Source organism: Desulfotruncus arcticus DSM 17038 (genome assembly GCF_900113335.1).
GTDB classification, from domain to species: domain Bacteria; phylum Bacillota; class Desulfotomaculia; order Desulfotomaculales; family Desulfallaceae; genus Desulfotruncus; species Desulfotruncus arcticus.
The window spans coordinates 22,657-33,493 of sequence record NZ_FOOX01000004.1; the positions used below are offsets into that span (position 1 = coordinate 22,657).

12 protein-coding genes and 1 pseudogene are annotated in these 10,837 nt (G+C 45.7%); 10 read left to right on the plus strand and 3 right to left on the minus strand.

The annotated features are described in order from the left end of the window. The first annotated feature begins 35 nt into the window (after positions 1 to 35). Positions 36 to 581, plus strand: a complete 546-nt coding sequence (locus tag BM056_RS06680) for a Gx transporter family protein (RefSeq protein ID WP_092470002.1) — start codon at positions 36 to 38, stop codon at positions 579 to 581. Between the two features lie 81 nt (positions 582 to 662). Here BM056_RS06680 and BM056_RS06685 read toward each other — a convergent pair whose 3' ends face one another. After that, positions 663 to 1,796: an oxidoreductase gene (locus BM056_RS06685; protein WP_092470004.1), complete on the minus strand. Its 1,134-nt coding sequence runs from the start codon at positions 1,794 to 1,796 to the stop codon at positions 663 to 665. A gap of 256 nt (positions 1,797 to 2,052) precedes the next feature. Between BM056_RS06685 and vapB the strand changes: the two genes are divergently transcribed. The 5 genes and pseudogenes from vapB to BM056_RS06710 all read left to right on the plus strand — a co-directional run bounded on the left by vapB (position 2,053) and on the right by BM056_RS06710 (position 4,293). Continuing rightward, a complete protein-coding gene (vapB, locus tag BM056_RS06690; RefSeq protein ID WP_092470006.1) occupies positions 2,053 to 2,280 on the plus strand; it encodes a type II toxin-antitoxin system antitoxin VapB in 228 nt (75 codons plus the stop codon). 2 nt (positions 2,281 to 2,282) lie between these two features. Next, positions 2,283 to 2,684, plus strand: a complete 402-nt coding sequence (vapC, locus tag BM056_RS06695; RefSeq protein WP_092470008.1) for a type II toxin-antitoxin system tRNA(fMet)-specific endonuclease VapC — start codon at positions 2,283 to 2,285, stop codon at positions 2,682 to 2,684. 110 nt (positions 2,685 to 2,794) lie between these two features. Next, positions 2,795 to 3,501 (plus strand): annotated as a pseudogene (locus BM056_RS06700) (S41 family peptidase). Positions 3,502 to 3,731: 230 nt separating this feature from the next. Continuing rightward, a complete protein-coding gene (locus tag BM056_RS06705; RefSeq protein ID WP_092470010.1) occupies positions 3,732 to 4,004 on the plus strand; it encodes a type II toxin-antitoxin system Phd/YefM family antitoxin in 273 nt (90 codons plus the stop codon). Continuing rightward, entirely contained in the window at positions 3,991 to 4,293 is a 303-nt protein-coding gene (locus BM056_RS06710) for a type II toxin-antitoxin system RelE/ParE family toxin (RefSeq protein ID WP_092470012.1), read from the plus strand. The genes BM056_RS06705 and BM056_RS06710 overlap by 14 nt, the downstream gene beginning before the upstream one ends. Before the next feature lie 213 nt (positions 4,294 to 4,506). Here BM056_RS06710 and BM056_RS06715 read toward each other — a convergent pair whose 3' ends face one another. Next, positions 4,507 to 4,941, minus strand: coding sequence for a hypothetical protein (locus BM056_RS06715; RefSeq protein ID WP_092470014.1), 435 nt, complete (start codon positions 4,939 to 4,941; stop codon positions 4,507 to 4,509). 336 nt (positions 4,942 to 5,277) lie between these two features. Here BM056_RS06715 and BM056_RS06720 point away from each other — a divergent pair, with 336 nt between their 5' ends. From BM056_RS06720 to BM056_RS06735, 4 genes are read left to right on the plus strand one after another with little or no spacing between them, the layout of a single operon-like run. Continuing rightward, the gene (locus BM056_RS06720) at positions 5,278 to 6,384 is read left to right on the plus strand and encodes a carbohydrate kinase family protein (RefSeq protein ID WP_092470016.1); all 1,107 of its coding nucleotides are present in this window, start codon (positions 5,278 to 5,280) and stop codon (positions 6,382 to 6,384) included. Next, positions 6,293 to 7,477 (plus strand): glycosyltransferase, encoded by a 1,185-nt coding sequence (locus BM056_RS06725; protein ID WP_131820737.1) that lies wholly within the window; start codon positions 6,293 to 6,295, stop codon positions 7,475 to 7,477. The genes BM056_RS06720 and BM056_RS06725 overlap by 92 nt, the downstream gene beginning before the upstream one ends. Continuing rightward, on the plus strand, positions 7,474 to 8,211 hold the full coding sequence (locus tag BM056_RS06730) for a nucleotidyltransferase family protein (RefSeq protein ID WP_092470020.1): 738 nt from the start codon (positions 7,474 to 7,476) through the stop codon (positions 8,209 to 8,211). Before BM056_RS06725 ends, BM056_RS06730 begins: the two co-directional genes overlap by 4 nt. A gap of 3 nt (positions 8,212 to 8,214) precedes the next feature. After that, complete coding sequence (locus tag BM056_RS06735; RefSeq protein WP_092470021.1) at positions 8,215 to 9,576, plus strand: phosphomannomutase/phosphoglucomutase; 1,362 nt, start codon at positions 8,215 to 8,217, stop codon at positions 9,574 to 9,576. Positions 9,577 to 9,583: 7 nt separating this feature from the next. Here the strand turns inward: BM056_RS06735 and BM056_RS06740 are convergent, their stop codons facing one another. Beyond that, positions 9,584 to 10,765, minus strand: coding sequence for an efflux RND transporter periplasmic adaptor subunit (locus BM056_RS06740; protein WP_092470023.1), 1,182 nt, complete (start codon positions 10,763 to 10,765; stop codon positions 9,584 to 9,586). Positions 10,766 to 10,837: the final 72 nt, after the last annotated feature.

A 10,837-nucleotide genomic window follows, 5' to 3' on the forward strand; every position in this document is an offset into this window, starting at 1 on the left:
AATTTTGTGCAAGCGGGAAAGGAGAGCCAGGGTCAATGGAATTTACAGAAAACATGACATCGACAAAGAAACTGGCCGTTATCGCCATACTGGTAGCGCAAGCGTCTGTTCTTCATTTTCTGGAGAGTTTGTTGCCCAACCCGCTGCCCATACCCGGAGTCAAGCTGGGTTTGGCCAATATTATTACCTTGCTGGCTCTGATTGTCTTCGATTTTAAGACTGCCTTACAAATCACCGTCCTGCGGGCAATTCTCGGCTCTCTGCTCAGTGGAACCTTATTCGGCATGGGTTTTTTTATGAGTTTTTCAGGAGCTGTAACCGCTGCTCTCATGATGGGGCTCTTGCTGCGTTTCTTTAAAGGTTTAGGCATGGTTGGAATCAGCATTGCCGGAGCTGCAGCCCATAATCTGGGTCAGTTGGTTATGGCAGCCTTGATTCTCCGATTTGCCGGGATTTTTTTCTACCTGCCCTTTATGCTGCTGTTTTCTGTGCCAACCGGATTCCTGATTGGTCTGTTAACGAAGGAGTTGGTCGGATATATCAAAGCAACAAACCGATTTAACAGCATACTTAATGACTAATATATACCACATACCTTTTACTTTCAATCATTCCTTTATAGGAAGCAGAAAGCTCCGGTCGTCTGCCCAAGGCTTTTTCGTTTATTCCTGACGACCATTTGAGGTTATTATCCCAGTTGTTTGGATACAAGAAATCGGTCTTCCTTTGTAAATTTCATTAACGCATTTATTACAAGAAATACACCTTGCTTTTTTTTGTTCATTAGTTTTCCAATCGTTAATTAGGCCTGGTTCACATATCAAGGGACGGCATAGTGATATGAAATCGGCCTCTTTGTTTATAATAATCTCTTTCATAAGAGACAAAGATCTTAAACCACCAACCATCATGATTGGAATATCTGTTTGGCTTTTTATCTCCCGGCACCAATTACGATAGTATGCCTCTTTATTAAGGCTATTGATATGGGCTTTGTATTCAGTGCCTTCATATCGTTCACCTCTTAAACCCTGGCTGATTTCCAGAGAGTCAAAACCTAATTTAGCAAGGAATTTGGCGACCTGTATTCCTTCATCGAACTCAAGTCCACCGGAAAAACCATCTTGTACTCCAATTTTTATGAATACAGGATAATCCTCTCCAACTTTTTTCCTGATGTCCTTGTATATTTCGCTATAAATACGAAGACGGTTTTCAAGATTCCCGCCCCATTGATCCTGCCTGCAGTTTGTATAAGGTGAAAGAAACTGACTTAAGAGGTAGGCATGGGCACCGTGAACCTGGACGGCATCAAACCCGGCTTCTCTTGCTCTACGTGCTCCATCGCCAAAAGCCGCAATAATCTCCTGGATTTCGTTATCTGTTATCGCCCGGTATTCACCCTTATAATATGGATCGTTTTCAATAATTGAGGGAGCTAAAGGAAGTTTGCCTTTTGTTCTTAAATATTTGGCTTCTCTTCCACCATGAAAAATTTGCAAAGCAATTTTAGCACCCCGGTCATGAACTGCTTCTGTTAATTTTATATAACCGGAAATAAACTCGTCCCCTGCGATAGAGTTCTGAAACGGTGATATCTGACCGGTATGATGAACGTAAGCTATGCCTGCTATGATTAAACCCACGCCGCCATCAGCAAGATTTGAAAAAAGCTTCATTTGTCCGGCAGAAACACGACCGTTACTATCTGCAAAACCGTCATAAGTAGCTGACCTAACAAATCGATTTCTTATCGCCATATTCTTTATGCTAACAGGTGCAAATAAAGTATTCATTGTTTCATCCTCCTAAATTTAACGGGGATTTCATTTTTCTGGATATTTGCTATTTATTCAATTATATCTCTTTGAAAATTATCTGCAAAGACGGGCATAAAAAATGGCGGAGTAATTTCTATAGCGAGAAATATCAATATGGTAAAAACATCAGTTTGCTGGTATTTACGGAATAGATGTTATTACCAAATATTTTTGGACAATTAACTCAACGAGGTATATACTATGGTATATACCTCGTTGAAGGAGGAATATCATGGATATTGCTAAAATTTTTGAAAATGGTCGAAGTCAAGCAGTGCGTCTGCCGAAAGAATACCGCTTTAAAGATTCTGAAGTATTTGTTAAAAAAATTGATGATATTGTAATATTAATTCCGAAAGATAGTGTTTGGAAAACTTTTGAGTCAAGTATAACGTATTTTACCGATGACTTTCTAGCTGATAGAAAACAACCGGAAATACAAAAGCGGGATGATCTTTAAAAATGCAATTTATGCTTGATACAAATATATGTATCTATATAATCAAGAAAAAACCTCGCAAAGTCTTTGACACCTTAAAGAAACTTAAAATCGGCGTTGTATGTATTTCTGCAATTACGCTAGCCGAACTTGAATACGGAGCAGAAAAAAGTCAACACCGCGAGAGAAATAAAATTGCTTTAGCTGGATTTCTGACTCCTTTAGAAATTCTACCATTCTCTGATAAATCTGCAGTTAAATTTGGTGAGATTCGTGCAACACTTGAAAAAAAAGGGCAAGTTATCGGAGCATATGATTTACTAATAGGCGCACATGCACTTTCTGAAAATTTAACCCTGGTAACAAATAATACGAAAGAATTTAGCAGAATCCCTAATATATCTCTTGAAAATTGGGTGGAATAATATTTTTTTCCCTTTAATGTTTAATGTAAATTATTAAGCACAAGTCATTAAGCCAAATAGCGCGGGATTGGATACCGTTGGCAGGGGTTAAAGACGGCTTACTCGCCGTAATGCAAGTTTATAAGGATACGCCGGCTTACGTGAACGGTGTGCAAGCCGGTGACCGAATTCTTAAGATCGATGACCATGACGTGCGGGGCATAGGCCTGGAAACGGCTGGCAAATTAATGCGAGGCCCGGTAGGGGCGCAGATTGAGTTGTCTGTTTTGCGCGAGGGCAGGCATGAGCCTATTCAGTTCGAGATTACCAGGGAAGAAATCATTATCCCAACTGTGGAGAGTAAAATACTGTCAGATTCCCGGATCGGTTATATCATGATCTCCAAATTCACTGAGAAAACTCCAAATGAAATCCTGCAAACACTTGCCGGTTTGCTGGAGCAAGACATACGTGGAATCATTCTTGACTTGCGGGACAATCCCGGTGGTGAACTGGTTGCTGCCACTCAAATAGCGGATAATTTTGTCCCCAAAGGGCCAATAGTGTATATAGATTATCGTTCCGGTGATGAGGACGTAAAGAATGTGGACGACAGTTACCTGCAGTTACCGCTGGCAGTGCTGGTAAATGAATATAGCGCCAGCGCCGCCGAAATTCTGGCCGGTGCTATACAAGACACCGAAACCGGCGTTCTAGTCGGTACCACTCCATTTGGCAAGGCATTGTGCAGACACTTTTTCCACTGGACAACGGGGCTGGGTTAAAGCTAACCACCGCACGCTACCTCACTTCAGATAAAAATGATATCCACAACTAAGGAATCCAACCTGACGTTGTGGTGGAAAACCGGGATGACTTGCCTGGAGATGAGCAACTTGATCAGGCTGTGCAGTTGATGAAGTAAAAGATTAATTCTTAGACAGGTTTTTCACAGTAAAGGAAGTTTACTCAACTTATTATATAGTTTGAAGTGCAGACATTGGTTTGATTAGCTCTCAAAATTATGCTATATTTAATGCATAGATATTGATAGCAAGGAGGGTTATCATGCCAAACATACGACCAATTTCGGATTTGCGGAATAACGCCAATGAAATCTCGGAGTTTTGTCACAGGGAGCGTGAGCCGGTTTTTATCACCAAAAACGGCGTAGGCGATATGGTGGTTATGAGTATAGAAACATACGAGAGGCAGCAGACACTAATTGAGCTCTACGGAAAGCTGGCTGAAGCCGAGGCTGAGATTGCCAACGGCGCTGCCGGCGAGGACTTTTTAAAAGTCGCGAAAAAACTGAGGGAAAGTGTTCATGGAAAAGTATAGATTATTGCTCTTTCCTTCGGCCAAACAGGACTTGCAGGACATTGTAGACTATGTTAACGAGCTTTCCCCGGATGCCGCGCTCAAACTGTACGATGAAATTGTGGAAGGTATCGGTTCGCTGTCGCAGATGCCTGAGCGGTGTCCTTTGATGAAAAGCCCTGTGTTGAGGGCGAAGGGCTATCGCGCACTGATAGTTTACAACTATCTGGTGTTTTATGTTGTAAACGGCAAACAGGTGGAGATTCGCCGTATCCTATACGGTCGCAGGCGATATGAGTTTTTACTATAATGGGGGTACCAGTCAACAGGGTTGTTTGCGTGCTGGAGGAGATAAGGATTTTTTCATAGGTGAGCCCTGTTGGCCATAAAAAAAATAACCGCCCAAATATATTCAAGGTTATTATCCTGAATAACTATTACAAAATAATGAATAGAAGCTTCCAAAAATATTTAGCAAGTTAGGCGAATCTATGGTTCAGTCTCGTGAACAGAATATGTCATATCAATTAGAAAATTTCCTGGCTATCCACCGCCAGTGATTAACGAAATGAAAAATAAATAAAACAGTTAAAATAATTCCTATTTTTTCATATATTTCAGCTATTTCAAATGCCTCGAGACGTACATGAGCTGGCAGGGTCAGCCAGCAGATAATTCCGGTTAGGGATGTAGCAATGAACGCAATTAATAACGAAACTGTTATTTTAGTAGTTTTATTGGCGCTCCTAAGTGTTTTCTTCTTGAAAAGCATTTTAATCCACCTGGTATGTAACAAAACATGAATAGTTATGCCAAGCAGTGATATTACTGCCGTTAATTTATGAAGATACAACCACCCACTACTATTTACTTTTAAAACTGTTGCTTCATCTAAAAGATCTCCGGCATGGTAATAAATCGCAATTAGTAAACCGGAAAATGCTTTGTTTGCAACCATCTATAACTAGTGTTTCCGTGAATCGTTTGTTACGAATTATACATATGCAAGGGGGGCCCTCAAAATGGAGAAGATCGTTTTAAACAGGGAAAAGGAAACTTTATTGATTTCCTTGTTTGGGAAAGCCCCTAAGATAAACCAATAGCTTTTTGTAACATTAGCCGGATGACCAATGATTTTTGTTGGTCATTTTGTTTTTCTGTTTAAATTAAACATACTGCTCGTCATCCAGGGGAAAAATAACCTTGCCTGTTTAGAGTAGCAGGCTTAATTTAACTTTGTAGATGAATTGTCGTAGGGTAGGAATTGAACGGGCGGATGAAGGAGTGAATAGCCATGAGATTTGGCATTGCCGGCCCAATCTCCAAGGATCATATTATTGTGCCGATAGGTGAAAAAATGGGAAAATACGGAGCTGTGGCTTACAGTGCCAGCGCTATGGCCAAGCTCCTTGAGGGCAGCACAGATCAGGTAATCTGCCTGTCCCATCTATCAGCAGCAGATTTTGAGGCCGTTTCCACCCTTCTGCGCCATCCTAATATTAACTTATCCGGTTTGCGTATCCTTAATAACGGAACGACCGAAATTGAGCTAGCCTACATCGATGAGAAAGAACGCCGAAGCCGTCAAATAAATGTTATGCCTCCTTTGACCTTAGCTGAAATGGATTTGTTGTCCGAGTGCGAGGCAGTTCTGCTGATGCCATTGAACGAAACCGACATCCCCCTGGAATGTGTTCAAAAGCTGAGAAATTCTTCGAATGCGGTCATCTTTCTCGATGCTCACGGCTTGGTAACCGGGTTAAGTAAAACTGGCGAAAGGTTCAGAAAGACATGGACAGGCGCGCGGGAATGGTTTACCTGTATTGATATTCTTAAAATGAATGAAAATGAAGCTTCCTGGGTAGCCGGTCAACCCATGGAAAAATACGAGGAATTTGCGCAATTTGCTGCAAGTATCGTTGAATTCGGGCTGAACGCCTGCTGGATTACTTTTGGGGATCAATCATCCTTAATTTCCTGGCGCAGGGAAAACCATATCTTCTGGACAAGCGTACCCGTCGTTAAAGGCATCGGTCCGGTACTGGAAACAACCGGTTGCGGTGACGCCTCGTCCGCCGGGTTTATCAACACGTATATGAAAACTTATCACAACCCGGTAGCATCGGTAATTTTGGGAAATACCATGGGCTCTTTAAAAGCCACATTTCAAGAAACAAATACATTCCCGTCACGGCCGGAAATCAGGGGGGTTATTGGCTATCATTACAGGGAATATCTTCACACCTTGCTGGATGATTTTTTGTCCAGAAGTCAGCTAATTGTACATGAAATGAAAGGAGGCCGGGACATTGAAAGTTTTATGTACTACCCAGATGGGAGTAGCTTCGGCCCTGGGGCAAACCATGCGCGTGATCGCGGTGGCCAAGGCACTTCAACGTAAGGGGCATGAAGTGAAAGTTCTTGCCGGGGACAAACAAGTCTCTGTAATTAAAGATCACCACCTTGATGTTATTGAGTTACCACCTATACCTAAAATTGATTTTCCGATTGGTATTTTAGCCGGAACAGACAGCGAACGGCAGGAAGATATGATGGCTCGTATGAAAGAAGTATTCCAGCCGGTGGCGGAAGCGGAGAAGGAATCTGTCAGCGTTGAAAAGCCTGACGTCATGCTTTGCGGCAATTTTACCGGTCCGCTTGCGGCTAAAACATTTCATATCCCGTGCGCGATGGTTTTGCTTCAGCCGCATGGCAAAAAAACGACTGATTTCATGACCCGGCGGCTGTCAAAGGGACATGCTTTTGATTTTCTAAATGCGGCAAACCTGCTCATCATGGAAGGCATGCCCGAGCTTAGCGGCGATTCGGATCCGGAACTTTCAGGAGCAGGGTTTGCCGCTATAAAAGATAAGATCCGTTTTACCGGGCCTTTGCTGGCCGAGCCGCCGGAAAATTTGCCCGGGCAGGAAGAACTGAAAGCCCGTCATACCGGGAACAATGAGTTGCCGCTGGCCTATGTCACCATCGGCGGCGGTACGCCGCTAATCGGGGAGGATTTTCTTGCCCTGGTTCTAAAAGCCTTCCGGCAGTTGGCGGGCGTAAACGGGGTCATTTCCACCGGTCTGGCCATTGATCCGGACCGGCTTGCCGGTTGCGATCCGCCCGATAATGTGTTCATCCGCGGCTTCGTACCTGGCACTGAATTGATCAAGGCCGGTGACGTAACAGTTTTTCACGGCGGGTCATCCACCCTGATGACCTGCATTGCTTGCGGCAAGCCGGCGGTAGTTGTGCCTTCCATGGCCGAGCAGGAAGATAACGGGGATGTTCTTGCTCAAAACAGAGCGGGTATCGTATTGGATAAAAAAGGTTTGACTTCAACCGCCCTGGCTGAAGCAGTGAAAAAGATTTTACATGAGCATAGTTTTCGGGACAACGCGCAAAGGTTAAAAAAGTTGGGTGAAAAGTATGGCGGCGCGCCGGCAGCCGCTGCCATGGTGGAAGAACTGGCCGGTAAGGGGGGTACTCTTTGAAGGCGCTGATTCTGGCCGCCGGCAAAGGCACTCGTTTACGCCCCATAACCAATTATGTTCCCAAGCCCATGCTTCCGCTGCATGGCAGACCGCTTATGGAATGGGTCCTGTATCCTTTAATTGCCTGCGGAATCACAAATTTTGTGATTGCAGTAAGCTATCTGGCCGAACAAATTGAGAATTATTTTGGCAAAGGTGAACGGTGGGGTGTAAATATAGATTATAGCTGTGGTTCCGAACCCGCCGGAAAGGCAGGGGAAATCTGGCGCGCCCGCAACTTGTTGCAACAGGAAGAAGGACCTTTTCTGGTAGTGCCGGGAGATACCGTATGCCACCTGGATTACCGTGAGCTGCTGGATTTTCACCAGGGCCACGGGGGTCCGGTTACCGTTGCTTTTTCCAGCCGCTACCACCTGGAGGTGGGAACGGCTCAAATTGATGAGCATAACCTGGTTAAAGAATTTAAGGAAAGGCCAAATCTGAATCAGCCGGTGAGCTCGGGCGCTTACGTTTTAGATAAGCGTATCTTTTCACATATAGAAAAATTTAATCCCGAGAAGCAAGAAGTAGATCTACCCAGTGATATTTTCCCCCGCTTATTGCAAGAAGGCACGCCTATCTATGGATATACGCGTGATTATCCCTGGTGGGACGTGGGACGGATTAATGACTATGAAAGTTTGCTCAAACTTTCTCGGGCTGAGGCAGCACAAATTTTACCGTGGGGTTCTTAAATAATGAGTATTTTTAAACCCTGTGACATCCGGGGTGTCTACAATAGGGAACTAACGGATCAAGACGCTTACGATTTGGGCCGGTCGGTGGGGAAATTAATCCGGGGACAAACGGTGCTGGTATCGGGTGATGTGCGGTTAAGCACTATTGCGCTGCAAACGGCGCTTTGTGGTGGTTTGGTCAACGCGGGCTGCCGGGTCACAGACGCGGGAATTTTAACCACGCCGGCCTTTTATTTTGCTGTTCGCCGTACAGGTAGCGCTGCCGGAATAATGGTTACAGCTTCCCATAACCCGCCGGAATATAACGGCTTTAAGCTTTTATTGGAAAACAGGCCGATTAATCAGGAAGAATTGGATTATTTACAGCAAACCATGGTCCAAAAAAATTTTATCAAAGGATCGGGAAATTATCGGAGGGACGATACCTGGCTTCATCAGTACCGCGATGAAATAGTCCGCCGTTTTCAGCCGGGAAATCTTAAAATAGTGCTGGACTGCGGCAACGGCACCTGTTCCCTGGTAGCGCCGGAAATATTTCATTCTCTCGGTTACCGGGTAAAAGAACTTTATTGCATTCCAGACGGCAGCTTTCCCAACCGGTCCCCAAATCCGGCTGTTGCGGAGAATTTAATTACTTTGAGCCGGTGTGTGGCAGAGGAAGGTGCCGCAGTGGGCATCGCCTATGACGGAGATGGGGACCGGGTGGCTTTTGTGGATGAAACCGGACAGACAATTGAGAATGACCGTTTGCTGGCTTTATTTGCCCGGCACCTGCTTGTCCGAGAAAAAGGTGTGATAGTGTACGATACCAAATGCTCGCTGGTGGTGGCCGAAGAGGTTGCGCGCCTGGGGGGTACGCACCGCATGGCCCGCTCGGGCCACGGGTTTGTCGGACATGAATTTTTGGAAAGCAGAGCTCTCCTGGCCGGGGAATTAAGCGGCCACTTTTTCTGGCGTGATTTGGGCTTTGACGACGGCATCTTCTCTTCGCTGGTACTGATGGATTTGCTCCGGGAGAATCGCACCTCTCTTTCCCGGATGAACAAAGCTCTTCCGCGGTATCTGATTACACCTGACTTACGGCTGCCTTTTATTGGCAGTCCGCAGGAATTAATCACGGATATAGCCCGGAAGCTTTCCCGTTTTCCCCTTTCACGCCTGGACGGTGTACGTGTGGAATTGGAGGATTGCTGGGGAATGGTCCGCCCTTCCATAACAGAACCTATTTTAACTTTGCGGTTCGAAGGGAAGACTAGGGAAAGTTTGTCATTTATAACTGATTTAATCTTATCTGTCTTGCCTGAGGAAATTCAATTCAGGGCAAGAGAAATTATGGCATCCAGCCTTACTGTCTCCCCCTGAATATGTGTTAACCTTCAACCGGCTTGACCCTGGTGTTGTCCTTTAAATCCAGGTTGCCGTCCCGGATAATAACGTCTCCCGCCGTAAGGCCTTTTGTTATTTCAATATTCTCCCTGTCTCCGATACCTGTTTTAACCGGCTGGTGTTTAACCCGGTTATCTGTTACCACCATTACTTCTTTGCCGCCATCTTTTAGGGTGCGCACGGCTTCTCTGGGGATAACCAGTACATCCCGCCGGGTGGAGGTTTCAATGGCCACCTTGACCTCATAACCTGGTTTCAGATTGGCCGGGTCGGCCAAAGTGACGATAACGGGCACCCGTCTCTGAATAACCCCCAGGGCTGATTGTTTTTCCTCGGCCTGAGGATATATTTCCTTGACTTTGCCGTACAATGCCTTGGTGCCAAGAACCGGGGCGGTGATTTTTACCCGCTGCCCCAGCTTTACCTCACCCAGGTCGTCGCTGAGGATATCCGCCTTGATTTCAAGTTTGTCCGGCACCGCTACGCTGGCCAGCACTGTACCGGGGGTCACCACCTGTTCCTGTTTGGTCGGCAAACTCAGGACTATGCCGTCCACGGGGCTTTGCAGCGTCAGCTGCCCCTCTTTGCGGTTGAGGTCCTGCAGCGACCGGTTTAAGCCCGCTTCCTGGGCCCGGGCGCTCTCCAGCAGTGATGTCTGCTCCTGCAGGCTTTGTTCCAGGGTTTCCACTTTGAGCCGGGCTTCTTCAAAAGCAACCATGGTGACAGCCCCGGATTCGTATAACTCTTTGGAACGCTCCAGGTTTTCCCGGGCGTTTTTCAATTCCAATTCTAGACGTTGCACGGCCGCTTGGGCGGCGGAAATAGAGGCTGCCGTTTGGGACTGTTGGGAGCGGGTATCTTCAATTTGCAGCGACAGGTCAAGGTTTTCCAATACAACCAGGGGCTGTCCCGCTTTAACCTGTTGGCCCGTATCAACGGGTACTTGTACTACTCTGGCGTTCTGGACGGCATGCAGGTCGTAATTGGTGGCGGGCTGAACATAACCGGTATCTTCAACTGATCGGATTATGTCTCCGGTTCGGGCCTGCACCGTTTCCGCCTCGGTTCCACCGTTTAAAACAGTAGCTGCGGTTATTATCGCCAGTATCACCACGGCGCCTATCAGCAGGAACATTTTTTTTCTTTTTTTGGCAACCGGCTTCATATTAGACCTCCCTGTTGTTACTTTTTAGGTATTCAGAATTCATTATCCGTAATAATTCGGGACGAAAAACCG